Below are 26,579 nucleotides of genomic sequence, written 5' to 3'. Positions count from 1 at the left end.
CGGCGGAGAAGGCCTCAGCCCTGCGGAACCTCGCGCATCAGCCAGCGCACCTCCTGCGTCTGCTCGCTGTCCGGATAGCGCTTCTCAAGCGTCCTCAGGATCGGCCGTGCCATGTCGTGCCGGTTCAAGCCCTGCACCAGCACCCGCGCCGCCAGTTCGTAGGCCTGTGGGACTGCGGCATGCCCGCGGAAGCGCTTGTCGAAGCCGGTCAGCAGCGCGAGCGCGGCCTTTCCATCGCCGTGGCGCCACTCCGTGCGGGCCAACGCCAGGGTCGTCGCCGGATCGTCGAGCACGAAGCCACTGTCCTTCTCGCGGCAGGCGTTGTAGACCTTCAGCGCCTCCGACGCGAGATCGCGTGCGGCGAGCATGCCGATCAGCCGCCGCCCATGGTCCAGCAGCGTGGCCGTCTTGTCGGGCGCCAGCAGCAGCACGCGGTGGTAACGCCGCTGCGCGGCCAGGTCGTTCGGCTCGGTGCGCTGCTCCTCGTAGGCCAGCGCCAGGGCGCCGGCCATGTCGCCCTCGGTCACCATCTGCGCCACCAGCATGTCGGTCTGCTGCTGGGCGATCTGGGCCGGCGTGCGGGTGTCGAGCACACGCTCGTCGGCACCGGCGCCGGGCAGCAGGTCGATGCCGAGCGCCGCATGGTTCTGGTACATCACATAGCCCAGCAGGCTGGCCATGACCCAGCCGAAATAGATCATCACGAAATTGAAGAGCGGCAGCGCCACCCAGCCCTTGAAGACGGGCAGCAGCATGACCATCGCCAGCTGCGCGCCCGAGTTCAGCAGGAACAGGAAGAAGCACAGCAGCACATAGGGCCAGCCGATGGCACGCAGGGTCTGCCACACCAGGCCGGGGTTCAGCGCCTGCCAGAAGCTGCCCGACTGCACCAGCACCATCGTCGTGGCCGGCAGCGTGAACGAGAGCAAGAAGATGGCGATGTAGCCGAGCGCCGGATTCAAGGCGCCGATGAAGCCGCCCGCCAAGCCCTGCAGCACCAGCAGCGCGAACAGCTTCCAGGGGAGGTGGATCCACGCCTCGTCCAGCAGGCGCGGAAAGTCGGCGGCGCGCACGATCCCGCGCGCGCCGAGCGCCATCACCTTGAAGCCGTAGCGGCTGGCCGCGAGCACGATGCCCAGCTCGACCAGCAGGAGGCTCAGCGCCTGCGGCAGGAAGAACATCAGATGGATCAGCAGGCTGGAAGCCGCGAGCAACAGCGCATAGCCAAGCGGCTGGAGCTGCAACGGAAAAGCGAAGAAGGTGTTCAGGCGCTGCCAGAACGGGCGGGGCGAAGGACTTCCGGGCTCTTGCTCTTGCATGGGCGCTCCAACGAAGGAGTGTCCAGTATAGGTTTCAAAATGTTGCAATGCCGCATCACGAAGCGCGGCGGCTGTGCAGGACCGCGCACATCGCGGGATAAAAGGTGCAGTCGGCCCGATCGGTCGGCGGCCTGATGCGGTGCCTCCCGAGAAGAGGCTCCGAGGGCCGTTAACATCCTTCGACGCATCGTCGAAGGCTCGAACGCATGATGCGATCGAAGCCCTTGCCCTGGACTCCACCCTTGTGATGAACGCTGCCCGCCGGGCCCTGCTGCCGATCGCCCTCCTTCTCGCGGCCTGCGCCTCGCAGGCCCAGCCCTCGCCCGCCGACGACGCCCCCACGCCCGCGTATCTGGCCGCGCAGACCCGCTGGCGCGGGGAGCTCTCGGCCTTCGATGCCGCCGACCGGCAGCAATGGCCTGGCGAGGGCGGCGTGGTCTTCGTCGGCAGTTCCACCATCCGCCTGTGGACCCGCCTCGCGCAGGACTTCCCGCAGTTGCCGGTGGTCATCAACCGGGGCTTCGGCGGCTCGACCATGGCCGACTGCAGCGTCTTCGCGCGGGAACTGGTGCTGCGCTACAAGCCGCGGCATGTGGTGGTCTACGCGGGCGACAACGACCTGGCCGAGGGCCGCACGCCGATCGAGATCCTGGAGAGCTTCGCGCAGTTCGCCAACACCGTGCGTGCCGCGCTGCCCGAGGCGCGCATCAGCTACATCTCGATCAAGCCCAGCCCCTCGCGCGAGAAGCTGTTGCCGCGGATGCGCGCGACCAACGACATCATTGCCGCCTATCTGCGGCGCCTGCCGAACAGCGACTACATCGATGTCTTCACCCCCATGTTGGGGGCGGACGGACGCCCGCGTCCAGAGCTGTTCCGCGGCGACCAGCTGCATCTCAACGACGAAGGCTACGGGCTGTGGCGCTCCGTGATCGGCGGGCAGTTGGCGCGGGTGGCGGAGTAGAGGCTGTCGAAGTTCGCGAGGATCGAACATCCGGACGCGAAGGTTTTCGCGAATAGCGCGAAATGAAAATGTCCGCCTATCGGCCCTGAACCGAGCTGTCGATTGCAGCGATGTCGCGGTAGGTGCCGCGGCTGCGACGGTGCTCGCCCCACCATAGCGCCGCGCGGGCGACGGCGTAGAGGCCTGCGAAGACCACGGCCAGCAGCAGCACATCGCCCCACCAGGGACGCGCGGTCTGGCTGTCGCCGTAGAAGGCCAGCACCAGCAGCACCGCGACCAGGTGCGCGCAGAACACGGGCAGCGAGGCCGAGCCCATCGCTTCCAGCGCGTGCAGGCGCGGCAGGCGCCGCATGAGCGCCGGCCCGAAGCGCACGGTGACGATGCCGAGCACCACCAGGTTGACGATGCGCAGCGGCCCGAGCTGCCATTTGTCGAACAGCAGGTTCATCGCTTCGTCGCCGCCGAAGGGGGCCTGGCCATTGATGCCATGGTGCCGCCACCAGAACCCATAGAGCGCCGTGCCGACCGCGAGCGCCACCAGCCAGGCCGGGAAGCGGAAGGGCTCGGCATCGGGCGCGTGCCGGCTGGCGCCCATCCACAGCCCCGTGAACCACAGGAACTGCCAGGCGAAGGCGTTGAAAGCGCCCATCTCGCGAAAGGGCACGGGCAGATGCAGCGAGTGCACCGCCAGCCCGTATAGCCATTCGCTGAAGCCGAACTGCGCCAGCCCCCACAGCGCCGCGCTGGCCACCATCACGCCGGTCCAACCATGGCGCAGCGCGAAGGCAAGCACCCAGGGGCTCATCAGCATGAAGAAGATGTACATCGGCAGGATGTCGAGCAGCGCCGGCTCGTACACCAGCAGCAGCGAGTAGCCGAAGCCCTCGAGCGGCTGCGCGAGGTAGAAGGACAGCAGGTTCTTCACCGCCGGCTGGTCGATGCGCAGGCCGACCCGCGTGATGATGGTGAAGAGGAACAGCAGCGTTGCGGCCTGCACCAGATAGACCTTGAGCGCGCGCCGCCAGAAGGCGCGGCGCATCGCATCGACACCGCGGCTGTCGCTGATGCGCGTGTAGACCAGCCCGGCAACGAAGGCCGAGAGCAGCACGAAGCCTTCGGCCGCCGAGACGAAGCCGAAGGGCTGCCCGAGCGGATCGGTGAACCGCGTGGGCAGGTGGGTGAAGGTCATCAGCACGAGCATCAGCCCGCGCAGTGCGTCGATTTGCCAGTAGCGCTTCATGGTGGCTCGGCACCCGGCATCTTCGGCGGGCGCCGTTTTCGGTGCTACGCCAGCTTGCGAATGGCGTCGATCACCACCTCGCTGTACTTCTCCCAGGTGTAGCTGGCCGCATGCCGCATGGCCGCCTCGCTCATGGCCGGGAGTTCGTGCCGGTTCTGGTTGAACCAGGCGAGCTTCTCGGCGATCTTCTCCGGCGAACGGATCGGCACCAGGAAGCCGGTCTTGCCCTCGATCACGAGGTCGTCGCCGCCGGTGTTGGGCGTGATCACGATGGGAAGGCCCTGACTCATCGCCTCCTGCATCACCAGCGCGCGCCCTTCGTACAGCGAAGGCAGGCAGAACACGTCGCAGCTGCGCATCAGGGCCAGCACCTCGGCATGCGGGCGCCCCTTCTCGTGGGTGAAGTCGGCGTACTGGCTGCGGTAGAAGCTGGGCTCGTTCAGCAGCGAGCCCATCACGACCAGCTCGATGTTCTCGCCCTCGAGCAAATGCATGGCCTGGAACAGGTCGGCCAGTCCCTTGCGCTGCCCCATCGAGCCGACGAAGAGCACGCGCAGCGGCTTCGAAGGGTCGACCGCCTGGCGCGCCGGCGCGGCCGCCGACAGCGGCGAGCCGAAGGGCGACAGCACCCGGGTCTTCTGCCCGGCCCAGGCGGGCAGCGAGTCGGCCACGAATCGGCTGGGCACCACCACCAGGTCGGCCAACTCCAGTTCGCGTGCCTTGCGCTCCAGCTTGGCCGGCGAATCGGACATGCCGCCGCCCAATGCATGGGCCCAGGCCGGCAGGCGCTGGATCTCTTCTTCCATCAGCTTGCGGCCGACTTCCCAGTACGAGATCGGCAGGTCGTACACGCACTTGAGGCCGAGGTCCTTGGCCGTGCGGAAGGTGTCGAGGGCGGAGTCCTCGTAGGTGTAGACCGCGCCGAGGTCCAGGCGCTGGTGCAGCCGCGGCAGGGCGCGGGCGCTGAAGCGGTCGAAGTCCTGGAGCACGCCGTCGATCGAGGCGAAGCCCTGCTCGTGGCGCAGCCAATAGTTCCAGCCGGCCCGGGAACAGACGGCCCGCGCCAGCTCGCGCCAGGGGTGCTGCAGGATCTTTTCGCGCGGGACGTTGAAGCGCCGCCGCAGCAGGTCGCGGCTCAGGCCCTGGGGCACCAGTTTCAGCGCCACGTTGTCGGGCGCCACCGCCAGGGTGGTCGTGAAACGCGCAAGCATTCCGGCGGCCTCCAGTCCGTCGAGCATGGCGCGAACGTTCTGGTTGCCTGCGGGGTGGCTGAACAGCAGTTTCATATCGATCGATCATAGTGGACGCCTGTGGCGCGTCGGGCGGGTTGCGCTACGCTGCGCACCCGAAGGAGAAGCCTCTTGCAACCAATGAGAACAACGCCGCGGGCGCTGGCGGCCGCGGCCCTGGTCTTGTGCAGCCTCGGCGCCCACGCGCTGCAGATCAGCAGCCTCACGCCGCAGGGTGAGGTGGCTCGGATCCGGCAGGTGGTCGCGAAGTTCGACCAGCCGGCCGTCAACTTCGGCGACCCCAAGGCGCCCGCCCCGCTGGCCGTCAGCTGCAGCGACGCGCAGGCCGCCAAGGGCACGGGCCGCTGGACCGGCGAGAAGCAGTGGGTCTGGGACTTCGAGAACGACCTGCCCCCGGGCGTGCGCTGCACGATCACCCGGATCGCAGGCTTCAAGTCGGCCGCGGGCGCGGATCTGACGGGGCCGGAGCGCTACCAGTTCTCGAGCGGCGGTCCTTTCGTGCGCAGCTGGCAGCCCGGCGATGGAAAGATCGACGAAGAGCAGCAGTTCATGCTGGAGCTCAACGGCCCGGCCACGCTGGAAAGCGTGCGCGACAACATCTGGTGCCAGGCCGACGGCGTGGGCGAGCGCATCCCCGTCCGGCTGGTCGAAGGCGAGCAACGCCAGGCCCTGCTCAGGGCCCTCGGCCGCGACAGGGAAGCCGAGAAGACGCCGCTGCGCTTCGTCACGCTGCAGTGCCAACGCAGGCTGAGCCCGGGCGCACGCCTGCAGCTGGTCTATGGCAAAGGCGTGGCCACGCCCTCCGGCGTGGCCAACGCGATCGAGCGGCGCCTGAGCTTCCAGGTGCGCGAGCCCTTCGCGGTCTCCTTCAGCTGCGAGCGCGAGAACGCGCAGTCGGCCTGCCTGCCGCTCAAGCCCTTGGTGCTGCGGTTCAACGCGCCGGTGGCGCGCAAGCTGGCGGCGCAGATCACGCTCCAGGGTGGCGGCAAGACGATCAAGCCCAAGTTCGACGACGAGAACACCTCCGCGGACGAGGACGCGGTGGTCGACTCGGTGAGCTTCCCGCCGCCTTTCGCCGAGCAGACGCCCTTCACTCTCACGCTGCCGGCCAGGTTCGAGGACGCCTCGGGCCGCGCCCAGGCCGCGTCCGACAGCTTTCCGCTGAAGGTCGCGACCGGCGCCATGCCGCCGCTGGCCAAGTTCGCGGCCTCGCCCTTCGGCGTGGTCGAGCGCCTGGCCGAGCCCGGCGGAACGGCGCTGATGCCGGTCACGGTGCGGCGCGTCGAGCCGGCGCTGCAGGTGCAGGCGCTGACGCCCGGCAAGGTGAGCGACATGAATCCGAGGACCGACGCGGAAATCATCGCGTGGTTCCGCAAGGTGCGGCGCTATGACGGCAACTACACGGTCTCCCGCGCGCAGGCGGCGCGCGACGTCAAGGGGCCACTGCCCAAGGTGATCGACAAGGACGAACGCGACCGTGTCCAGACTCGCATGGTCTCGCTGCTCGGCGGCCAGGCCGGCGTGAAGACGCTCGACATGCCCAAGGCCGAGAGCGGCGACCCGAGGCCCTTCGAGGTGATCGGCATCCCGCTCACGCCGGGCTTCCACGTGCTGGAGATCGCCTCGCAGAAGCTGGGCGACACGCTGCTCGACGAGCGCTACGGCGCCGGCCGCACGATGTACGTGCGCACCACCGCGCTGGCAACCAACCTGGCCGTCCATTTCAAGCTGGGACGCGAGAACGCGCTGGCCTGGGTCACCACCTTGGACAAGGGCCAGGTGGTGGCCCATGCCGCGGTGCGCGTCTCGGACTGCAACGGCAAGGAGGTCGCCGCCGGCACCACCGACGCGCGCGGCCTGGTGCAGCTGTCCGGCATCTCGCCGAACCCGCCGAGCTGCTCCGGCGAAGAGGACGAGGGCGGCGACGCCTGGTTCGTCAGCGCACGCGCCCGGGACCCGGCCGGCGTGGAAGACCTCGCCTTCACCTGGAGCGACTGGCAGCGCGGCATCGAGCCCTGGCGCTTCAACGTGCCCACCAGCCTGGAGCCCGAGCCCGACCGCGTGGCCCACACCATCTTCGATCGCACGCTGCTGCGCGCCGGCGAGACGGTGTCGATGAAGCACCTGATCCGGACCCAGACCCGTGCGGGCTTCGGCCTGCCGAAGACGCTGCCCGACACCCTGGTCGTGACGCACGTGGGCAGCGGCCAGCAGTACACCCAGCCGCTGAAATGGCGCAAGACCGCAACCGGCGGCCAGAGCGGCGAGAACAGCTTCGCGATCCCGCCGGCCGCCAAGCTCGGCCTCTACCAGGTCGAGCTGCGCAATGGCAAGGGCAGCGGCGGCGACAGCGAGGAGGGCGGCGAGCGCAGCTACGGCACCGGCGAGTTCCGCGTCGAGGAATTCCGCCTGCCGGTGCTCGAGGGCCGCATCGCGCCGGCCGAGAAGAAGGCGCTGGTCGCCGCGAGTTCGCTGCCCATCGAGGTGCAGGTCAACTACGTGGCCGGCGGCGGCGCGGCCCGTCTGCCGGTGCGGGTCTCGGCGGCGGTGCGCGCCAAGAGTCTCGCCTTCGCGGACTTCGACAGCTTCAGCTTCGCCCCGCCGCGCAAGGACGGCCCGGCCGCGAGCGAGGCCGAGGAACCGGATTCGGCCTCGCAGGCGTTGCGCGTGGTGGCCGACAAGCTCCCGCTCACGCTCGACAAGGACGGCGCGGGCAAGCTCACCCTCGAAAAGATCCCGATGGCGAAGGGGACGCCCCGCGAGCTGCTGCTCGAAGCGACCTACGCCGATCCCAACGGCGAGGTGCAGACACTGCGCAGCGTGCAGACGCTGTGGCCCGCTTCCGTGATCGCCGGCGTCAAGACCGAAGGCTGGGTCTCGACCGGGCAGAAGATGAAGTTCCAGGCCCTGGCCCTGGACCTCGCGGGCAAGCCGCAGGAGGGCGTGACGCTCAACGTCCGCGCCATCGCGCGCATCACCACCACCAGCCGCAAGCGCATGGTGGGCGGCTTATACACCTACGACAACAAGACCGAGGTGAAGGAGATCGGCACCGTCTGCAGCGGCAAGAGCGATCCGCGCGGCCTGCTGCTGTGCGAGGCCGAGCTCAAGGAGTCCGGCCAGGTCGAGCTGATCGCCAGTGCCACCGACAAGGACGGGCGCGACAGCCGCGCCGCGAGCTCGGTGTACGTCACCCGGCAGGGCGAGCTTTGGTTCGGCGGCGAAGACCACGACCGCATCGACGTGCTGCCCGAGAAGAAGAGCTACCAGCCCGGCGATACCGCCCGCTTCCAGGTACGCAGTCCGTTCCGCTTCGCGACTGCGCTGGTATCGGTGGAGCGCGAAGGCGTGATCGAGACGCAGGTCGTCCGGCTCGACGGCAAGGACCCGACGGTGACGCTGCAGGTCAAGCCCGAATGGGGCCCCAACGCCTACGTGAGCGTGCTCGCGTTGCGCGGGCGGCTGCGCGAGGTGCCGTGGTACAGCTTCTTCACCTGGGGCTTCAGGGCGCCGCGCGAGTGGTGGACCGCCTTCTGGTACGAGGGCAAGGCGTACGTGGCGCCGACCGCGCTGGTGGACCTCAGCAAGCCGGCCTTCCGGCTCGGGATGGCCGAGATCCGCGTCGGCACGCAGGCCCACCAGATCGACGTGAAGGTGGCGAGCGACAAGCCCAGCTACCCGGTGCGCGGCAAGGCGCTGATCACCATCTCCGCGCGGCTGCCCGATGGCAAACCCGCCGCCGGCGCCGAGGTGGCGCTGGCCGCGGTCGACCAGGCCCTGCTGGAGCTGATGCCCAACGACAGCTGGAAGCTGCTCGAGGCGATGCTGCAGCGGCGCAGCTGGGGCGTCTCCACCTCCACCGCGCAGATGGAGATCGTGGGACGCCGCCACTATGGGCGCAAGGCGGTGCCGGCCGGCGGCGGCGGGGGCAAGGGCCAGACGCGCGAGCTGCTCGACACCCTGCTCCTGTGGAACCCGGCCGTGGTGCTCGATGCCAACGGCCAGGCCACGGTGACGGTGCCGCTCAACGATGCGCTGACCACTTTCAAGATCGTCGCAGTGGCGGACTCGGGCACAGGTTTGTTCGGCACCGGCCAGGCCTCGATCCAGGCCACGCAGGACCTGCAGATCGTCAGCGGCCTGCCGCCGCTGGTGCGCGAGGACGACCGGTTCCGCGCCCAGATCACCCTGCGCAACACCACGCAGAAGCCGATGAAGGTGGAGGCGGCGCCGCGCGCCACGCTGTCGGAACCGAGCGCCGCGCCAGGCCGCCCCAGGCAAGCGAGCACCTCCTCGGAAGGCAGCGAAGTCCGCGCCGTGACCAGCGAGGGCGCCGTCCTTGCTCCGCAGACGGTCGAGATCCCGCCCGGCGAGGCCCGCGAGCTGGCCTGGATGGTGACCGCGCCGGCCCAGCTGGCGCAGACGCGCGCCGAGGCCTTGCTGTGGGAGATCGAGGCCAAGGACCAGATCGGCGGCGCGCGCGATGCGCTCAAGGTGCGCCAGCGCCTCGTGCCGGCGGTGCCGCTCACGGTGCAGCAGGGCCTGCTGGTGCAGCTCGAGGGTCCGTTCACCCTCGACGTCGCGCCGCCGGCCGACGCCCTGCCCGGCCGCGGCGGCCTCAAACTCTCGCTGCAGCCGCGGCTGGCCGAGGGCCTGACGGGAGTGCGCGACTGGTTCGCCGCCTACCCCTACGCCTGCCTGGAGCAGAAGACCAGCAAGTCCATCGGCCTGCGCGACGGCAAGGCCTGGCAGGCCGTGCTCGGGCAGCTGCCCAGCTATCTGGACGGCGACGGCCTGGCCAACTACTTCCCGCCGCGCGACGGCGAGGCCAACCGCGGCAGCGACATCCTGACCTCGTACCTGCTGGCGGCGGCGCACGAAGCCGCGTCCCTCGATCCGGCCTTTGCGCTGCCGGATGCCGCCAGCGTGCCGATGGCACAGGGCCTGATCGCCTTCGTCGAAGGCCGCATCCAGCGCGAGTTCTGGAGCCCGCGCAAGGACCTGGACGTGCGCAAGCTCGCGGCCCTGGAAGCGCTCTCGCGCTACGGCAAAGCGCAGGGCCGCATGACCACCAGCATCGCCATCGCGCCCAACCAGTGGCCGACCAGCGCGGTGCTCGACTGGCTCAACATCCTCAAGCGCGTGCCCGACGTGCCGCAGCGCCAGCAAAGGCTCGACGAGGCGAACAACGTCCTGAAGGCGCGCCTGAGCTACCAGGGCACCCGGCTGGTCTTCAGCACCGAGCGCGACGACTACTGGTGGTGGCTGATGGCCAACGGCGACGTCAACACCGCGCGGCTGCTGCTCACGGCGCTGGACGACCCGGCGTGGAAGGAGGACATCGGCCGGCTCGCCACGGGCTTCATCGGGCGCCAGCAGAACGGCGCCTGGCACACCACCACCGCCAATCTGTGGGGCGGCCTCGCGCTCGAAAAGTTCTCGAAGCAATTCGAGAGCGCGCCCGTGGCGGGCGTCACCGCCGCCAGCCTGGGCGGCGCCAAGGCCCTGGTGGACTGGAGCAAGGTCGAGCGCATCAAGGCCAGCGACCCGGCCGGCGCGCCGAACCAGCGCACCGCCTTCGGCGCGCCGGCAGCGCCCGGCAACCTGCGCAACAACAGCATGTTCCTGCCCTGGCCGGCCACGGCTGCTGCCGCGCGCGACACGCTGCTCGTCACGCAGAGCGGCAGCGGCAGGCCGTGGCTCACGCTGCAGTCCATCGCGGCGGTCCAGCTGAAGGCGCCCTTCGCGGCCGGCTATGCCATCAGGAAAACCGTCACGCCGGTCGAGCAGGCAGTCCAGGGCGTCTACACGCGCGGCGATGTGGTGCGCATCAGCCTGGAGGTCAATGCCGGTGCCGACATGACCTGGGTTGCGATCACCGATCCGATCCCGGGCGGCGCCACCATCCTCGGCAGCGGCCTGGGCCGGGACTCGCAGATCGCGAGCCAGGGCGAGAAGCGCTCGGGCGCCGGCTGGCCGGCCTTCGAGGAGCGCAGCTTCGAAGCCTTCCGCAGCTACTACGAGTACCTGCCCAAGGGCGTGGTCAAGATGGAGTACACGGTGCGGCTGAACAACGTGGGCGAGTTCGCGCTCCCGCCCAGCCGGGTCGAGGCCTTGTACGCCCCGGAGATGTTCGGCGAACTCCCGAACGAGCGGGTGAAGGTGGAAGCGCCAAGATAGGGAGGCGCATGCCCTCCGAACGACGAAGCGACGGCCCGGTTTGGGCCTAAACTGGCGCCTCGTTTCGAATGCTGAAAGTCCAGATTTTCAGCAGGCGCCATTCACCCGAAGGCATTCCCCTCGACGTGTCTTTCCGGCTGCAAGTGCAAAATGCTCCGCACCCTGCGCCGGCAGCGCGGTTTACAGCCCCAGGGTGATCGGCGATGATCGTGCCGCACTCTCACGTCTTGTTACATTCCACTGAATGGCTGCCGCTGACCCTCTCATCAAAGAAAGCTCGTCCATCGCCCTGCCCGGGCTGGCACGCGCCTTGATCTCCGCCGGCAAGTTGCCGGCGAAGACTGCGGAGGAGATCTATCAGAAGTCGCTCAGCAGCCGCAGCAGCTTCATCGCGGAGCTGACCGGCACCGGCGCCGTCTCGGCGGCCGACCTCGCCCACACCCTGTCGAGTGCCTTCGGCGCCCCGCTGCTCGACCTCGACGCAATCGATTCACAGCGGCTTCCCAAGGACCTGCTGGACGCCAAGCTCTGCCAGGCCTACCGGGTCGTGGTCCTGAGCAAGCGCAACAACCGTCTCATTGTCGCAACAGCCGACCCCTCCGATCAGCAGGCGGCGGAAAAAATAAAGTTCGCCTCGCAAATGGGCGTGGACTGGGTGGTCGCCGAGTACGACAAGCTCTCCCGCATGATCGAGGCGGCGGCGGTCAGTGCCGCCGAAACCATCGACAGCATCGTCGGCGCCGAGTTCGAGTTCGACGATTCCTCCATTGCCGAGACCGCCGATGCCAACGAATCGGCAATCGCCGAGGTCGAGGACGCACCGGTTGTGCGCTTCCTGCACAAGATGCTGCTCGACGCCTTCAGCATGCGCGCCTCGGACATCCACTTCGAGCCTTACGAGCATCAGTACCGGGTGCGCTTCCGGGTCGACGGCGAACTGCGCGAGATCGCGACGCCGCCCACCGTCATCAAGGACAAGCTGGCCTCGCGCATCAAGGTCATCTCGCGGCTGGACATCGCCGAGAAGCGCGTGCCGCAGGACGGCCGCATGAAGCTCAAGATCGGCCCGGACCGGGTGATCGACTTCCGCGTCAGCACCCTGCCCACGCTGTTCGGCGAAAAGATCGTGGTGCGTATCCTCGACCCGAGCAGCGCGCGTCTGGGCATCGACGCGCTGGGCTACGACGCCGACGAGAAAGAGCGCCTGCTGCAGGCCATCGGCCGACCGTACGGGATGGTGCTGGTCACCGGGCCGACGGGCTCCGGCAAGACGGTGTCGCTCTACACCTGCCTGAACCTGCTGAACAAGCCGGGCGTCAACATCGCCACGGCCGAAGACCCGTCCGAAATCAACCTCCCCGGCGTGAATCAGGTCAACGTCAACGACAAGGCGGGGCTGACCTTCGCGACCGCGCTGCGCGCCTTCCTGCGCCAGGACCCCGACATCATCATGGTCGGCGAAATCCGCGATCTCGAAACGGCCGACATCTCGATCAAGGCCGCGCAGACCGGCCACCTGGTGCTCTCCACCCTGCACACGAACGACGCCCCGACGACGCTGACCCGCATGCGCAACATGGGTATCGCGCCGTTCAACATCGCCTCCAGCGTGATCCTGATCACCGCCCAGCGGCTGGCACGCCGCCTGTGCACCGTGTGCAAGGCGCCGCTCGAGGTGCCCAAGGAAGCGCTGATCGAGGCCGGCTTCAAGGACCGCGAGATCGACGGCACCTGGAAGCCCTACAAACCCGTCGGCTGCGCAGCCTGCAACGGCGGCTACAAGGGCCGGGTCGGCATCTACCAAGTGATGCCGATTTCCGAGGAGATCCAGAAGATCATCCTGCGCGACGGCAGCGCGCTCGAGATCGCCCGGCAGTCCGAGGCCGAGGGCGTGCGCTCCCTGCGCCGGTCCGGACTTCAGAAGGTCATGCAGGGCCTGACTTCGCTCGAAGAAGTACTCGCGGTCACCAACGAATAGAGAAGCGGACATCGAATGGCAACGGCAGCAGCATCCTCATCCCGGACCGCGCTCAAGGAATACGTCTTCGAATGGGAAGGCAAGGACCGCAACGGCAAGGTGGTGCGCGGCGAGATCCGCGCCGCCGGCGAGAACCAAGTCCAGGCCGCGCTGCGGCGCCAGGGCGTGCTGGCCTCGAAGATCAAGAAGCGGCGCATGCGCGCCGGCAAGGCCATCAAGCCCAAGGACATCGCCATCTTCACGCGCCAGCTGGCGACCATGATGAAGGCCGGCGTCCCGCTTCTGCAGGCCTTCGACATCGTCGGCCGCGGCAACGCCAACCCCAGCGTGGCCAAGCTGCTCAACGACATCCGCAGCGACGTCGAGACCGGCACCTCGCTGTCCGCCGCCTTCCGCAAGTTCCCCAAGTACTTCGACAACCTCTACTGCAACCTGGTCGAGGCCGGCGAGGCCGCCGGTATCCTGGAAGAGCTGCTGGACCGGCTGGCCACCTACATGGAGAAGACGGAGGCCATCAAGTCGAAGATCAAGTCGGCGCTGATGTACCCGACCTCGGTGATCGTGGTGGCCTTCGTGGTGGTGGCGATCATCATGATCTTCGTGATCCCGGCCTTCAAGCAGGTGTTCACCTCCTTCGGCGCCGACCTGCCGGCGCCGACGCTCTTCGTCATGGGCGTCAGCGAGTTCTTCGTCGCCTACTGGTGGCTGATCTTCAGCGTGATCGGCGGCGGCCTCTACTTCTTCTTCCAGGCCTGGAAACGAAATGAAAAGGTCCAGCGCTTCATGGACCGCCTGCTGCTGCGCCTGCCGATCTTCGGCACGCTGATCGACAAGTCCTGCGTCGCGCGCTGGACCCGCACCCTGGCCACCATGTTCGCTGCCGGCGTGCCACTGGTGGAGGCCCTCGACTCGGTCGGCGGCGCCTCGGGCAACACGGTGTACAGCGATGCCACGGTCAAGATCCAGCAGGAAGTCTCCACCGGCACCAGCCTGACCGCGGCGATGACCAATGCCAACCTGTTCCCCTCGATGGTGCTGCAAATGACCGCCATCGGCGAGGAGTCCGGGTCCATCGACCACATGCTGGGCAAGGCCGCCGACTTCTACGAGTCGGAAGTCGACGACATGGTGGCGGGCCTGTCGAGCCTGATGGAACCGATCATCATCGTGTTCCTCGGGGTGATCATCGGCGGCATCGTGGTCTCGATGTACCTGCCCATCTTCAAGCTCGGCCAGGTCGTCTGATGCTGCCGTCGCAGGGGGTCGACGCCGCGCTGGCCGGCGTGCTGGGGCTGCTCGTCGGCAGCTTCCTCAACGTGGTGGTCTACCGCACACCGGTCATGATGTACCGGCAGTGGCTGGGCGAGGCCGTCGGCAACCTGATGAAGGTCGACGGCGTGCCCTCGTTGTGGAGCCTTGTGTTCGGCCCGAAGACGAACACGCCGCCGGCGCTCGAAACGGCCGCCGGCGAAGCGGCCAAGTCCATCGATGCGCTGCCCCCCTTCAGCCTGGCGCGTCCGGCCTCGCGCTGCGGACACTGCGGTCACCAGATCCGCTGGTACGAGAACGTCCCCGTGCTCAGCTACCTCTTTCTGCGCGGACGCTGCAGTGCCTGCAAGGCGTCGATCAGCCCGCGCTACCCGCTGGTGGAACTGGTCACCGGCGCGCTGTTCGCGCTGTGCGCCTGGCGCTACGGACTGTCGCCCACCGCGGCGCTGTGGGCGGCCTTCGCAGCGCTTCTCGTCTGCCAGTTCCTGATCGACCTGGACACGCAGTACCTCCCCGACTCGCTCAACTATGCCCTGCTCTGGCTGGGCCTCATCGGCGCGGCGGCAGGCCTGACGCGCGTGCCGCTGGCGTCCGCGGTCTGGGGTGCCGTGTTCGGCTACCTGGGCCTGTGGCTGGTGTTCCACGCCTATCGCCTGGCCACCGGCAAGGAGGGCATGGGCTATGGCGACTTCAAGCTGCTGGCGGCGCTGGGCGCCTGGCTCGGCGCCGACTACCTCATCGCCATCGTGCTGGTTTCCTCGCTGGTGGGCGCCATTCTCGGCACGGTCCTGCTGGTGGTGGGCAAGCTGGCCCACAAGGACGTTCCGATCTCCTTCGGCCCCTTCCTGGCGGGCGCCGGGCTCGTGTGCCTCGTCGCCGGGCCCGATACTGTGCGGCAATGGATTCCCTTCGCCTTTCCCCTGGGCGCGCTGACGTCCTGAAGCTGCGCATCGGCCTGACCGGCGGTATCGGCAGCGGCAAGAGCACGGTCGCGTCCATCCTGGTCGCAGACGGCGCGACGCTGATCGACACCGACGCCATCGCGCGCGCCATCACCCTGCCTCGCGGCGCCGCGATGCCGGCGATCGCGGCCGCCTTCGGCCCCTCGGTCGTCGCCCCGGACGGCGGCATGGATCGTGCACGGATGCGGGAGCTGGTGTTCGCGGACTCCGCGGCCAAGCAGCGGCTCGAGGCCATTCTTCACCCCGCGATCGGCGCCGAGTGCGAAGCCCAGGCGGCCGGCGCCACGGGCCTGATCGTCTTCGACGTGCCGCTGCTGGTCGAATCGAAGCGCTGGCGCGCGCGGGTCGACCGCGTGCTGGTGGTCGACGCCACCGAAGCGACCCAATTGCGGCGCGTGGTCGCGCGCTCGGGCTGGACCCCCGAGGCGGTGCTCGCCGTCATCGCGCAGCAGGCGCCGCGCAGCGCGCGCCGGGCGGCCGCGGACGCGGTGATCTTCAACGAGACGCTGTCGTTCGAGGAACTTGCGCTGGAAGTCCGGGCTCTGCCCTGGCATCCCGCCGCCACGCGATAATGCAGGGCTTTCTGCCCCCCGGCGGCAGCCCTCCCCCACCCGATCAGAAGAAGGCGGCGCATGAGGCCAGCGCGCCCGCCCCATCCGAGATGCTTTTCAATTCACACGCGTTTCTCTTTGTCTATTTCCCGATCGTCCTGTTCGGCTTCTTCCTGATCGGCAAACGCAACGCGCGCGCAGCGGCCGGCTTCCTGGCCCTCGCTTCGCTCTTCTTCTACGGCTGGTGGAGCGTCAAGGCCATACCGCTGCTGATCGGCTCCATCTGCATCAATTACTGGTTCGGGCTGCGGCTCACGCCTGGCCCGGCACGCGATGACCACCAGCGCAAGCGCCTGCTGATCATCGCCCTGGTGGTCAACCTCGGCGTGCTGGCGGTCTTCAAGTACGCGAACTTCTTCGTGTCCAACGTCAACGAGGGGCTGGCGGCCGCCGGCTTCTCGCCCATCCCGATGCTGCACATCGCGCTGCCGATCGGGATCTCGTTCTACACCTTCACGCAGATCGCCTTCCTGGTCGACTGCTGGCAGGGCAAGGTGCACGAGCGCAGCTTCGTCCATTACGCGCTCTTCGTCACCTATTTCCCGCACCTGATCGCGGGCCCGGTGCTGCACCACGCCCAGATGATGCCGCAGTTCGCCAACCCGCAGACCTACAAGGCCGACCCGCGCAAGCTGGCGCTGGGCCTGGCGATCTTCAGCTTCGGCCTGGCCAAGAAGCTGCTGATCGCCGACCCGATGGGCCAGTACTCCGACCTGTTGTTCAACGGCGCGCACAACGGCCTGGCGCCCACGCTCTACACGGCATGGTTCGGCGTGCTCGCCTATACGCTGCAGATCTATTTCGATTTCTCGGGCTATTCGGACATGGCCGTCGGCCTGTCGATGTGCCTCGGCGTGCAACTGCCGCTCAACTTCCGCTCGCCCTACAAGTCGACCAACATCATCGAGTTCTGGCGGCGCTGGCACATCTCGCTGTCGACCTTCCTGCGCGACTACCTCTACGTGCCGCTGGGCGGCAACCGCAAGGGCCCGGCCCGGCGTTACCTGAACCTGTTCCTCACCATGCTGCTGGGCGGGCTCTGGCACGGTGCCGCCTGGACCTTCGTGCTCTGGGGCGCGCTGCACGGCGCCTACCTGATGGTCAATCACCTCTGGAACGCCAAGGTGCGGCGCAACGTGCCGGCGGGGCCCATTGCCCGCGTGGTCGGTTGGGTGCTCACCTTCCTCTGCGTGATGATCGCCTGGGTCGTGTTCCGCGCCGACGGCATGCACACCGCGGTGGCGGTCTACAAGGGCATGCTGGGCCTGCACGGGGCACCCCCCACCGCCTTCAGCGAGATGGGCCTGGTGCCCTACCGCAAGTCCGAGTTCTTCAGGACGCTGCTGGTGGGCCTGCTCATCTGCCTGGCTTTCCCGCCCACCATCTCGCTGGAGCGCTGGGTGCCTCATCCGCAGGCGCTGACGGGCCGCCGTGTGCTGGCCCTGGGCTCGACCGTGATGATCGCGTCCGGCAGCTTCCTGATGTTTGCCTGGGCGGTATCGAAGCTGGGCGGCTACAGCCCCTTCCTGTACTTCCAATTCTGAAAAGCGACATGACGCTCGCAAAAGTCTGGCTCCGCATCTTCATCACCGGCTACGTGGCCGTGTTCGCGATGTGGCTCGTCTCGCTCACCAGTCTTCCGCCCTATGGCGACCTGACCCGCATCGGCCACCTGGCGGAAGAGGATTTCGGCTGGACCAAGCCGGCCCCCACGGTCGACCCGGCCTACCTGAAGGCGGCGCCGGTCAACCAGGCCGACATCCTGGTCATCGGCGACAGCTTCTCGATGACGCTCTACTGGCAGGCCTCGCTGGTGAAGGCGGGCTACCGCGTCGCGACCACCTACTGGGGACAGTACGGCACGGTGATGTGCAAGGACTTCGACCAGTGGCTCGAGCGCGCGGGCTTCAAGGGGAAGCTGATCATCTTCCAGAGCGTGGAGCGCCTGCTCGACGAACGGACGGTGGACGGCCAGAACTGCGACAAGGTCATCAAGCCCTTCGAGTCGAAGCTCGAGCCTTTCGTCAAGCCCGCCCAGCTCCCGGGCCCCGATGCGCTGCCCAACTGGACCGCGCGCTTCGACACCGGCCCGGAGGCCTACTACAACTCGTGGCGCGCGAAGAAGTCCCCGGTCGATCTGCTGTTCAACAAGAATGCGTGGGTCCGGTCGTTGCCCGGCGGCTGCCAGTACTTCTCGCACCGGGAGTGCAACAAGCTGCCGGTCTTCGTCGACGACGAAGGCAACGGCCCGCTGACCACGGGCACCCTCGACCGCATCAAGCGCTTCGCGCAGCAGCACCCGTCCATCCCGCAGCTGTGGATGGTGATCCCCAACAAGACCACCGTCTACCTCAAGCCCGACTTCTCGAAGGACTTCGTGCAGGGCTTCCGCGAGGCGAAGCTCGGCCCCGACCTCTACGCTTTCGCGCAGGAGAAGGGTCATCGGATGCAGGACTTCTATTTCTCGAACGACACCCACCTTTCGATGCACGGACAGCTGGCACTGGGCGAGTACATGCTGGGCGTGGTGCGCGAAGCGCTGCCCGTGTCGCAGACGAAGGCGCCGTGAGAGGCTTATCATCCCGCGACGGGAAACCCACAGACACGTGATCCTCTACGAATACCCCTTCAACGAGCGCATCCGGACCTACCTTCGTCTGGAGCACCTGTTTCGCCGCCTGGGCGAACTGGTGCCTGCGGACTCGGCACTGTCCCACCATTTCGCGCTGGTAACGATCTTCGAGATCATGGACGTCGCCGCGCGCGCCGACCTGAAGGCCGACGTGATGCGCGACCTGGACAAGCACAAGAATGTCTTCAACGGCTATCGCGGCAACCCCGCGATCTCCGAGGCCGTGCTGGACCAGGTGGTCGGCAAGCTCGAAAGCAACTTCGCCACGCTCAACACGATCCCCGGCAAGGCCGGCCAGGCGCTGACCGAAAACGAGTGGCTGATGAGCATCCGCAGCCGTGCCGGCATTCCCGGCGGCACCTGCGAGTTCGACCTGCCTGCCTACTACGCCTGGCAGCACCGTCCGGGCCACGAACGCCGGGCCGACCTCGAGCGCTGGTCCTCCACGCTCGCGCCGCTGGCCGAATCGATCTACCTGCTGCTGAAGCTGCTGCGCGACACCGACGTGCCTTACAAGGTGATCGCGACCCACGGGCAGTTCCAGCAGAACCTGCCGCAAGGCCGCAGCTTCCAGCTGCTGCGGCTGCGCATCGATCCGCGGCTGGGGCTCATCCCCGAGATCAGCGGCAACCGGCTCATGGTGTCGGTGCGGCTGATGCGCCACGAGGCAGACGACCGCCTGCACCAGAGCACGGAGGACACGCCCTTCGAGCTCACTCTCTGCGCCTGAGTGTTTCGATGAGCACGAGCAGAAAGACGGCCGCCGGCGAGCGCATCGTGCGCTGCCCGGCCTGCGGCAACGACAGCGTCTATGGCCCGAGCAACCCCTATCGCCCCTTCTGCAGCGCGCGCTGCAAGGGCATCGATCTGGGCGCCTGGGCCAGCGAGGAATTCCGCATGCCGACCGATGCGCCGCCCGACGACGAAGCCTTCGGCGACCCCAAGCTTCAGTAAGGCCTGGGCAGGCCGCGCTCCTGCGCCAGCCAGTCGAGCACCGGCAACGCGCCCGGCAGCACCGGCGACACCGACAGGGGCAGCTGCTGCCAGCGCATCGCCTGGCCCTCGCGCATCTCGAAATCGCCCTGCCACGCGCGCACCTTGCACCAGTGCAGGCGCACCAGCGCGTGCGGGTAGTCGTGCTCGGTGGTCTTCCAGACTTCGGCGGCATCGATGGTGATGCCCAGCTCCTCGTGCAGTTCGCGCCGCAGCGCCTGCTCGATCGATTCGCCGCTCTCGATCTTGCCGCCGGGGAACTCCCAGTAGCCGGCGTAGGGCTTGCCTTCGGGGCGGGTCGACAGCAGCAGCGCCTCGTCCTCCTGGCGGATCAGGATGCCGACGGCCACCTCCGTGTGCTTGCGCGCCTCGCTCATGGCCGATCAGTGCCGGCCCGCGTAATCGCGCGCGAACTGGTAGGCCACGCGGCCGCTGCGCGAGCCGCGCTCCAGCGCCCACACCAGCGCCTCGGCGCGCGCGCCTTCGATGGTCTTCGCATCGGCGCCGAAGGAAGACAGCCACTGCGCAACGATCGCCAGGTACTCGTTCTGGCTGAAGGGATAGAAGCTGACCCAGAGGCCGAAGCGTTCCGACAGCGAGATCTTCTCTTCGATCACCTCGCCCGGATGGACTTCGCCGTCCTCGGTGTGGGTGTAGCTGAGGTTGTCCTTCATGTACTCGGGCAGCAGGTGGCGCCGGTTGCTGGTCGCGTAGATCAGCACGTTGGGCGTGGCCGCGGCCACCGAGCCGTCGAGGATGGACTTGAGCGCCTTGTAGCCGGGCTCGCCCTCGTCGAAGCTCAGGTCGTCGCTGAAGACGATGAACTTCTCGGGCCGCTGCGACACCACCTCGACGATGTCGGGCAGGTCGGTGAGCTCGGCCTTGTCGACCTCGATCAGCCGCAGCCCCTGCGGCGCATAGGCATGCAGGCAGGCACGGATCAGCGACGACTTCCCGGTGCCCCGGGCCCCGGTCAGCAGGACGTTGTTGGCCGGCTTGCCCTCGACGAACTGGCGCGTGTTGCGCTCGATCTTTTCCTTCTGGACGTCGATCTCCTTGAGCGCGTCGAGCGGCATCGGCGCCAGGTGGCGCACCGCCTCCAGCGTGCCATGGCCCGAGCTGCGGCGGCGGTAGCGCCAGGCGATCGAGGCGTTCCAGTCGGCGGGGGCCGCCAGCGGCTGGGGAAGAATGGATTCGATACGTCCGATCAGTTGCTCGGCACGCTCGATCAGGCGTTCGAACTTCTCGTTCATGACCGGTAATCGGCGTTGATCGAGACGTAGTCGTGGCTCAGGTCGCAGGTCCACACCGTATCGGCGGCGTCGCCGCGGCCGAGCGCGATGCGCACGGTGATCTCGCTCTGCTTCATCACGCGCTGGCCGTCTTCCTCGCGATAGCCCGGATTGCGCCCGCCCTTGACCGCCACGTGCACATCGTCGAGGTAGAGGTCGATGCCGGTCTGGTCGAGATCGGCGATGCCCGCATAGCCGACCGCCGCCAGGATGCGCCCGAGGTTCGGGTCGCTGGCATAGAAGGCGGTCTTGACCAGCGGCGAATGCGCGACCGCATAGGCCACCTGCCGGCACTCGGCGGCGTCGCGGCCGCCCTCGACACGAACGGTGATGAACTTGGTCGCGCCCTCGCCGTCGCGCACGATGGCCTGCGCCAGCTGGCGTGCGACTGCCTGCATCGCCTCGACCAGCGCACGGCCGTCGGCCGAGTCCAGCGAGTCGATGGCGGCATGCGCGGCCTTCTGCGTCGCGATCACCACGAAGGAGTCGTTGGTCGAGGTGTCGCCGTCGATGGTCACGCGATTGAAGGAGGCTTCGGCCAGGGTCTTGGCCAGCGGCTGGATGAGGGCCGGCGCGATCTTCGCGTCGGTGGCCATGAAGCCCAGCATGGTCGCCATGTTCGGCCTGATCATGCCGGCGCCCTTGCTGATGCCGGTGATGGTGACGGTGGCGCCGCCGATCTGCAGCTGCCGGCTGAAGGCCTTCGGCACGGTGTCGGTGGTCATGATGCCCTCGGCCGCGCGCGCCCAGTGGTCGGGCTGCGCATCGGCCAGCGCGGCCGGCAGGCCGGCCTCGATGCGGTCGATGGGCAGCGGCTCCATGATCACGCCGGTCGAGAAGGGCAGGATCTGCTCGGGCGCCACATTGAGCTTGCGGGCCAGCGCGATGCAGGTGGCCCGGGTGCGGGCCAGCCCATCCTCGCCGGTGCCGGCGTTCGCATTGCCGGTGTTGATCAGCATTGCGCGAATGCCGAAGTCCTTCTGCAGGTGATCGCGGCAGACCTGCACCGGCGCCGCGCAGAAGCGGTTCTGCGTGAACACGCCGCCCACGGCAGCGCCTTCGTCGATCAGCACCACCGTCAGGTCCTTGCGGTTGGGCTTGCGCACGCCCGCCTCGGCCACGCCGATGCGGACGCCGGGCACCGCATGCAGCGCAGCGGGATCGGGAGCGGAGAGATTCACTGGCATGAGTCGCTCCGTCCTAGCTCAGCTTGCCGTGGCAATGCTTGAATTTCTTGCCGCTGCCGCAGGGGCAGGGATCGTTGCGGCCCACGCGCGCGAAGGCGGCGGCGCCTGCAGGCAGGCTGCCTGTCGCGAGCGCCGCGAGGCGGCGCTGGCTTTCCTCGTCGACGCGGACTTCCACTTCGCCGGTCTCGGTCGGCGCGCTGTAGGTGATGTTGGCGAGGTTCTCGCCTCGGCTCTCCATCGCCTCGGCGGCCTGCTCCAGCTGCTCGGTGGACTGCACGCGCACCGTCATCAGCTGGCGCGTGACTTCGTTCTTGACCGAGTCGAGCAGCTGGCCGAAGAGCTCGAAGGCTTCGCGCTTGTACTCCTGCTTGGGCTGCTTCTGCGCATAGCCGCGCAGGTGGATGCCCTGGCGCAGGTAGTCCAGTGAAGCGAGGTGTTCGCGCCAGTGGGTGTCGATGCTCTGCAGCAGCACCATGCGCTCGAACTGCGTGAAGTTCTCCTGGCCGATCAGTGCCACCTTGGCATTGAAGGCCTCGTTGGCCGCGGCGATCACCTTTTCGACGATGTCCTCGTCGGTGATGGCGGTGGCCGCCTCGACTTCCTTTTGCAACGGAAGGTCGATGCCCCAGTCGCCGGCCAGCGTCTTCTCGAGGCCCGCCAGGTCCCACTGCTCCTCGACCGATTCCGCCGGCACGTATTGGCGGACCAGGTCGGTGAAGCAGCCTTCGCGCAGGGCCTCGATCTGCGCCGTCAGGTCGCCGGCGTCGAGGATGTCGTTGCGCTGTTGGTAGATCACCTTGCGCTGGTCGTTCGAGACGTCGTCGTACTCGAGCAGCTGCTTGCGGATGTCGAAGTTGCGCGCCTCGACCTTGCGCTGCGCACTTTCGATGCTGCGGGTGACGATGCCGGCCTCGATCGCCTCGCCGTCCGGCATCTTGAGGCGGTCCATGATGGCCTTGACGCGGTCGCCCGCGAAGATGCGCATCAGCGGATCGTCCAGGCTCAGGTAGAAGCGTGAGGAGCCGGGGTCGCCCTGGCGGCCCGAGCGGCCGCGCAGCTGGTTGTCGATACGGCGCGACTCGTGGCGCTCGGTGGCGATGATGCGCAGGCCGCCGACCGACTTGACGAACTCGTGGTCCTTGTCCCACTCGGCGCGAAGGCGCGCGGCCTCGGCGGCCTTGGCCGAGGGGTCGAGCGCCTCGTCGGCCTCGACCGCTTCGATCGCCTTTTCGACGTTGCCGCCGAGCACGATGTCGGTGCCGCGACCCGCCATGTTGGTCGCGATGGTGATCATCTTCGTGCGGCCCGCCTGCGCCACGATCTCGGCTTCGCGCGCGTGCTGCTTGGCATTGAGCACCTGATGCGGCAGGCCGGCCTTGACGAGCAGGCCGTCGATGATCTCGGAGTTCTCGATCGAGGAGGTACCCACCAGCACGGGCTGGCCGCGCTCGTAGCACTCGCGGATGTCCTGGATGGCCGCTTCGTATTTCTCGCGCGTGGTCTTGTAGACGCGGTCGAGCTGGTCCTCGCGCTTGCTCGGACGGTTGGGCGGGATGATCACGGTTTCCAGGCCGTAGATCTCCTGGAATTCGTAGGCCTCGGTGTCGGCCGTACCCGTCATGCCGGCCAGCTTGGCGTAGAGGCGGAAGTAGTTCTGGAAGGTGATCGAGGCGAGGGTCTGGTTCTCGGCCTGGATCTCCACGCCTTCCTTGGCTTCCACGGCCTGGTGCAGGCCGTCGCTCCAGCGCCGGCCGGACATCAGGCGGCCGGTGAACTCGTCGACGATCACCACCTCGCCCTGCTGCACCACGTAGTGCTGGTCCCGGTGATACAGATGCCGCGCGCGCAGCGCCGCATTGAGGTGGTGCATCAAGGTGATGTTGGCCGGGTCGTAGAGCGAGGCGCCCTCGGGCAGCAGCTTGAACTCGGAAAGCAGCTGCTCCGCCTTCTCGTGGCCGTCCTCGGTCAGGAAGACCTGGTGCGTCTTCTCGTCGACCGTGAAGTCGCCCGGCTTGGTCACGCCCTCGCCGGTGCGCGGGTCGGCCTCGCCTTCCTGCCGGGTGAGCAGCGGCACGACCTTGTTGATCGCCAGGTAGAGCTCGGTGTGGTCCTCGGCCTGGCCGCTGATGATCAACGGGGTGCGGGCCTCGTCGATGAGGATCGAGTCCACCTCGTCGACGATCGCGTAGTTCAACCCCCGCTGCACCCGGTCCTGCGTCTCGTAGACCATGTTGTCCCGCAGGTAGTCGAAGCCGTACTCGTTGTTGGTGCCGTAGGTGATGTCGCTGCCGTAGGCCTGCTGCTTCTCCTCGCGCGGCATCTGCGGCAGGTTGATGCCGACCGTGAGCCCGAGGAAGTTGTAGAGGCGGCCCATCCAGCGCGCGTCGCGGTTGGCGAGGTAGTCGTTCACCGTGACCACGTGCACGCCCTTGCCGGTCAGCGCATTCAAGTACACCGGCAGCGTGGCCGTCAGCGTCTTGCCTTCGCCCGTGCGCATCTCGGAGATCTTGCCGTAATGCAGCGCCATGCCGCCGAGCAGCTGCACGTCGAAGTGGCGCATCTTCATCACGCGCTTGGAGCCCTCGCGCACGGTCGCGAAGGCTTCGGGCAGCAGGTCGTCCAGCGTCTCGCCGCGCGTCAGCCGGTCCTTGAATTCCTGCGTCTTGGCCAGCAGCGCCTCATTGCTGAGTTTTTCGAAGCTCGGCTCGAGCGCATTGATGCGTTCGACCGTCTTGCGATACTGCTTGAGAAGCCGGTCGTTGCGACTGCCGAAGATCTGGGTCAGGAAGTTGGTTGCCATGCGAGCGGGTCGACAGCGACCCCATGGCTTGCGGGGCTGCGACCGGAATTCCTAAGATAGTGAAAGCAGGTGGGCGCGCCTGGCGCAAAATCAACACGCCAAATGGGACGGACCCCACCGGCACGAATGCCGGCAAACCGGGCATTTTAGCCGCGTTGCCATACCAGCACCTTTGTCATGAACCGTCGTCTCCACCCTGTCACCTTGCAGCAGGCCGCCGAGGATTCGCCCACCCTGGCGAGCCTGATGGCGCGCGCGCGCGACGCCTCCGAACGGCTCCAGGCGATCCAGGAACTGATCCCGCCCGAAATGCGCGCCGCAGTCCAGGCCGGCCCGGTGGAAGGCGACAGCTGGTGCCTGCTGGTGCGCGGCAGCGCCGCGGCGGCCAAGCTGCGGCAGCTGGTACCTGCGCTCCAGGCGCGCCTGAAATCCAGAGGCTGGGCGGACGTGACCCTGCGCCTCAAAGTCCACACGCGCCACTGAGAAGCGAAGCCTTGTCATCCACATCCAGAACCTTTCGCATCGCACTCTCGGCTTCGGCAGCCGCCATCGGCAGCCTCGCGGCTTACTGGACCCTCCTCGCGGCACGCCAGGGCGACATCCTGTTCAACGCCCGCAAGCACCCGGTCGTGCATTTGTCCGACGACTTCTCCACGTACTCGCACACCGTCCCGGGCGGGATGGTCAGGGGGTACGTCTACCACCCCCACGGCGAGGACGCGCTGCGGGACCTGTTCATTTACTTCGCCGGCCGCGGCGAGGATGTCCGCGCCACGGCGCGGGCGCTGCATTGGCTGCCCGAAGGCTTCGGATTCGCCGCCATCAACTACCGCGGGGTGGCCGACTCCGAGGGGCACCCCTCCGAGCTCGCCTCCGTGCAGGATGCGGGCCAGTTTGCCAACCACTTGCGCCGCGCGCTCCCGCACGTCCGCCTGCACGTCGTCGGGCGCAGCCTGGGCACGGGCGTGGCCATCCAGCTGGTGGCGCGGCAGGCGTTCTCGAGCCTTCAGCTGATCACGCCCTACGACTCGATGCTGGAGGTGGCGAAGCGACGCTTCCCGCTGGTTCCGCTGTCCCTGTTCCTGCGGCACCAGTTCAACTCACTGGCGCACTGCAAGGAGGTGGCGGCGAAAACCCAGGTCCTCCTCGCGGAGCAGGACGTGGTCGTGCTGCCGGAGCGCTCGCAGAAGCTCATCGCGGCCTGGCCGACGCCGATCAGCGTGCAGACGATCGCCGGGTCCGACCACTACAACATCATGGGGCTCGAAACGACCTGGCTCCATCTCGTCGACTTCGCCTTGACGGCCATCCTGCCCGAGCCGAAGGCGGCCTGAGCAAGGCTTCGGGGAAGCAGCGGCAAATCACTATGGCGATCACGCCGGTGACGGCGAGCATCGCCGCCGTGTGAACGCCGACGGCCGCGAGCGCCAGTGCCAGCGCCAGCGAACCCGATGCGCCGAGCGCCCGGGCCGACGCGTCGCCCAGGCAGAGCGGGATCAGCGCCGGCACCAGCATCAATCCCGCGCCATGCGCTGTGGACATGATGAAGGACCAGAGCGCCAGCCCTGCATGCCCGGCCGGCGCGCGGGCCCGCCGGGGCGAGCGGCCCGACAGGTGAAGCGCCACGGCGATGACCAGCAGCCCGCCTGCCACCGCTTGCACCGCCACGCGATCCATCGACAGCCCGAGCGCCACGGCACCGGCCACCAGCGCGACCGACCCGGCATGGCCGAGCGCGATCGGCACCAGCGCGCGCAGCGCCTGCGCCCGATCGCGCGAACGCACGCCCCAGGCGGCGGCCCACATCCAGCCGGTGGCAGGGTTCAGCCCGTGAAGGGCGCCGACCCCTGCGACCGCCAGCCATGGCCACCAGCTTGCCATGCCATGGGCTCCGAGTCTCGG

At 67.9% G+C, this 26,579-nt stretch carries 20 protein-coding genes; 12 read left to right on the top strand and 8 right to left on the bottom strand.

Annotation, left to right across the window (positions count from 1 at the left end; genetic code table 11):
• Window positions 1-14 precede the first annotated feature (14 nt).
• Entirely contained in the window at window positions 15-1,319 is a 1,305-nt protein-coding gene (locus J2739_RS15405; protein WP_309903135.1) for a tetratricopeptide repeat protein, read from the bottom strand.
• Between the two features lie 247 nt (window positions 1,320-1,566).
• Here J2739_RS15405 and J2739_RS15400 point away from each other — a divergent pair, with 247 nt between their 5' ends.
• A complete protein-coding gene (locus J2739_RS15400; RefSeq protein ID WP_309903133.1) occupies window positions 1,567-2,283 on the top strand; it encodes an SGNH/GDSL hydrolase family protein in 717 nt (238 codons plus the stop codon).
• Window positions 2,284-2,359: 76 nt separating this feature from the next.
• On the opposite strand, the gene opgC is transcribed toward J2739_RS15400, so the two are convergent.
• Window positions 2,360-3,523: an OpgC domain-containing protein gene (gene opgC, locus J2739_RS15395; protein ID WP_309903131.1), complete on the bottom strand. Its 1,164-nt coding sequence runs from the start codon at window positions 3,521-3,523 to the stop codon at window positions 2,360-2,362.
• Between the two features lie 44 nt (window positions 3,524-3,567).
• On the bottom strand, window positions 3,568-4,809 hold the full coding sequence (locus J2739_RS15390) for a glycosyltransferase family 4 protein (protein ID WP_309903129.1): 1,242 nt from the start codon (window positions 4,807-4,809) through the stop codon (window positions 3,568-3,570).
• Between the two features lie 84 nt (window positions 4,810-4,893).
• Here J2739_RS15390 and J2739_RS15385 point away from each other — a divergent pair, with 84 nt between their 5' ends.
• The 9 genes from J2739_RS15385 (at window position 4,894) to J2739_RS15345 (ending at window position 19,359) form a co-directional block, all read left to right on the top strand.
• Window positions 4,894-10,953 (top strand): alpha-2-macroglobulin family protein, encoded by a 6,060-nt coding sequence (locus J2739_RS15385; RefSeq protein ID WP_309903614.1) that lies wholly within the window; start codon window positions 4,894-4,896, stop codon window positions 10,951-10,953.
• A gap of 244 nt (window positions 10,954-11,197) precedes the next feature.
• Window positions 11,198-12,931, top strand: a complete 1,734-nt coding sequence (pilB, locus tag J2739_RS15380; protein ID WP_309903127.1) for a type IV-A pilus assembly ATPase PilB — start codon at window positions 11,198-11,200, stop codon at window positions 12,929-12,931.
• A 15-nt stretch (window positions 12,932-12,946) separates the two neighbouring features.
• Complete coding sequence (locus J2739_RS15375) at window positions 12,947-14,176, top strand: type II secretion system F family protein (RefSeq protein ID WP_309903124.1); 1,230 nt, start codon at window positions 12,947-12,949, stop codon at window positions 14,174-14,176.
• On the top strand, window positions 14,176-15,141 hold the full coding sequence (locus J2739_RS15370; protein WP_309903122.1) for a prepilin peptidase: 966 nt from the start codon (window positions 14,176-14,178) through the stop codon (window positions 15,139-15,141). The genes J2739_RS15375 and J2739_RS15370 overlap by 1 nt, the downstream gene beginning before the upstream one ends.
• Window positions 15,099-15,734 carry a dephospho-CoA kinase gene (gene coaE, locus J2739_RS15365; RefSeq protein WP_309903120.1) on the top strand — a complete coding sequence of 212 codons (636 nt, stop codon included), beginning with the start codon at window positions 15,099-15,101 and terminating at the stop codon, window positions 15,732-15,734. The genes J2739_RS15370 and coaE overlap by 43 nt, the downstream gene beginning before the upstream one ends.
• A gap of 89 nt (window positions 15,735-15,823) precedes the next feature.
• A complete protein-coding gene (locus J2739_RS15360; protein WP_309903118.1) occupies window positions 15,824-17,317 on the top strand; it encodes an MBOAT family O-acyltransferase in 1,494 nt (497 codons plus the stop codon).
• 8 nt (window positions 17,318-17,325) lie between these two features.
• A complete protein-coding gene (locus J2739_RS15355; protein ID WP_309903116.1) occupies window positions 17,326-18,342 on the top strand; it encodes an HAD family hydrolase in 1,017 nt (338 codons plus the stop codon).
• A gap of 37 nt (window positions 18,343-18,379) precedes the next feature.
• On the top strand, window positions 18,380-19,135 hold the full coding sequence (zapD, locus tag J2739_RS15350) for a cell division protein ZapD (RefSeq protein ID WP_309903114.1): 756 nt from the start codon (window positions 18,380-18,382) through the stop codon (window positions 19,133-19,135).
• A gap of 8 nt (window positions 19,136-19,143) precedes the next feature.
• On the top strand, window positions 19,144-19,359 hold the full coding sequence (locus J2739_RS15345; protein WP_309903112.1) for a DNA gyrase inhibitor YacG: 216 nt from the start codon (window positions 19,144-19,146) through the stop codon (window positions 19,357-19,359).
• Here the strand turns inward: J2739_RS15345 and J2739_RS15340 are convergent.
• Genes J2739_RS15340 through secA form a run of 4 tightly spaced genes read right to left on the bottom strand, consistent with a single transcriptional unit; the run spans window position 19,353 to window position 24,677 of the window.
• Entirely contained in the window at window positions 19,353-19,775 is a 423-nt protein-coding gene (locus J2739_RS15340; RefSeq protein ID WP_309903110.1) for an NUDIX domain-containing protein, read from the bottom strand. The genes J2739_RS15345 and J2739_RS15340 overlap by 7 nt on opposite strands.
• A 6-nt stretch (window positions 19,776-19,781) precedes the next feature.
• Window positions 19,782-20,651: an ATP-binding protein gene (locus J2739_RS15335; RefSeq protein WP_309903108.1), complete on the bottom strand. Its 870-nt coding sequence runs from the start codon at window positions 20,649-20,651 to the stop codon at window positions 19,782-19,784.
• Complete coding sequence (argJ, locus tag J2739_RS15330) at window positions 20,648-21,877, bottom strand: bifunctional glutamate N-acetyltransferase/amino-acid acetyltransferase ArgJ (RefSeq protein ID WP_309903106.1); 1,230 nt, start codon at window positions 21,875-21,877, stop codon at window positions 20,648-20,650. The genes J2739_RS15335 and argJ overlap by 4 nt, the downstream gene beginning before the upstream one ends.
• A gap of 13 nt (window positions 21,878-21,890) precedes the next feature.
• A complete protein-coding gene (gene secA / locus J2739_RS15325) occupies window positions 21,891-24,677 on the bottom strand; it encodes a preprotein translocase subunit SecA (RefSeq protein WP_309903104.1) in 2,787 nt (928 codons plus the stop codon).
• A 177-nt stretch (window positions 24,678-24,854) separates the two neighbouring features.
• On the opposite strand from secA, the gene J2739_RS15320 reads away from it, so the two are divergent.
• Together J2739_RS15320 and J2739_RS15315 are read left to right on the top strand one after the other, a co-directional pair.
• Entirely contained in the window at window positions 24,855-25,160 is a 306-nt protein-coding gene (locus tag J2739_RS15320) for a hypothetical protein (protein WP_309903102.1), read from the top strand.
• An 11-nt stretch (window positions 25,161-25,171) separates the two neighbouring features.
• Entirely contained in the window at window positions 25,172-26,011 is an 840-nt protein-coding gene (locus J2739_RS15315; RefSeq protein WP_309903101.1) for an alpha/beta hydrolase, read from the top strand.
• On the opposite strand, the gene J2739_RS15310 is transcribed toward J2739_RS15315, so the two are convergent.
• Window positions 25,932-26,558 carry a hypothetical protein gene (locus J2739_RS15310; protein WP_309903099.1) on the bottom strand — a complete coding sequence of 209 codons (627 nt, stop codon included), beginning with the start codon at window positions 26,556-26,558 and terminating at the stop codon, window positions 25,932-25,934. The genes J2739_RS15315 and J2739_RS15310 overlap by 80 nt on opposite strands.
• Window positions 26,559-26,579 lie beyond the last annotated feature (21 nt).

It is taken from the genome of Variovorax soli (genome assembly GCF_031454625.1).
GTDB lineage: Bacteria > Pseudomonadota > Gammaproteobacteria > Burkholderiales > Burkholderiaceae_C > Variovorax > Variovorax soli_A.
The sequence above is the reverse complement of the archived record's forward strand: the minus strand, read 5'-3'. Positions and strand labels throughout refer to the sequence as shown.

Coding starts and splice junctions, on each gene's coding strand:
- J2739_RS15405 (WP_309903135.1), bottom strand. CDS start 1,319: ATGCAAGAGCAAGAGCCCGGAAGTCCTTCGCCCCGCCCGTTCTGGCAG.
- J2739_RS15400 (WP_309903133.1), top strand. CDS start 1,567: ATGAACGCTGCCCGCCGGGCCCTGCTGCCGATCGCCCTCCTTCTCGCG.
- opgC (WP_309903131.1), bottom strand. CDS start 3,523: ATGAAGCGCTACTGGCAAATCGACGCACTGCGCGGGCTGATGCTCGTG.
- J2739_RS15390 (WP_309903129.1), bottom strand. CDS start 4,809: ATGAAACTGCTGTTCAGCCACCCCGCAGGCAACCAGAACGTTCGCGCC.
- J2739_RS15385 (WP_309903614.1), top strand. CDS start 4,894: ATGAGAACAACGCCGCGGGCGCTGGCGGCCGCGGCCCTGGTCTTGTGC.
- pilB (WP_309903127.1), top strand. CDS start 11,198: ATGGCTGCCGCTGACCCTCTCATCAAAGAAAGCTCGTCCATCGCCCTG.
- J2739_RS15375 (WP_309903124.1), top strand. CDS start 12,947: ATGGCAACGGCAGCAGCATCCTCATCCCGGACCGCGCTCAAGGAATAC.
- J2739_RS15370 (WP_309903122.1), top strand. CDS start 14,176: ATGCTGCCGTCGCAGGGGGTCGACGCCGCGCTGGCCGGCGTGCTGGGG.
- coaE (WP_309903120.1), top strand. CDS start 15,099: ATGGATTCCCTTCGCCTTTCCCCTGGGCGCGCTGACGTCCTGAAGCTG.
- J2739_RS15360 (WP_309903118.1), top strand. CDS start 15,824: ATGCTTTTCAATTCACACGCGTTTCTCTTTGTCTATTTCCCGATCGTC.
- J2739_RS15355 (WP_309903116.1), top strand. CDS start 17,326: ATGACGCTCGCAAAAGTCTGGCTCCGCATCTTCATCACCGGCTACGTG.
- J2739_RS15345 (WP_309903112.1), top strand. CDS start 19,144: ATGAGCACGAGCAGAAAGACGGCCGCCGGCGAGCGCATCGTGCGCTGC.
- J2739_RS15340 (WP_309903110.1), bottom strand. CDS start 19,775: ATGAGCGAGGCGCGCAAGCACACGGAGGTGGCCGTCGGCATCCTGATC.
- J2739_RS15335 (WP_309903108.1), bottom strand. CDS start 20,651: ATGAACGAGAAGTTCGAACGCCTGATCGAGCGTGCCGAGCAACTGATC.
- argJ (WP_309903106.1), bottom strand. CDS start 21,877: ATGCCAGTGAATCTCTCCGCTCCCGATCCCGCTGCGCTGCATGCGGTG.
- secA (WP_309903104.1), bottom strand. CDS start 24,677: ATGGCAACCAACTTCCTGACCCAGATCTTCGGCAGTCGCAACGACCGG.
- J2739_RS15320 (WP_309903102.1), top strand. CDS start 24,855: ATGAACCGTCGTCTCCACCCTGTCACCTTGCAGCAGGCCGCCGAGGAT.
- J2739_RS15310 (WP_309903099.1), bottom strand. CDS start 26,558: ATGGCAAGCTGGTGGCCATGGCTGGCGGTCGCAGGGGTCGGCGCCCTT.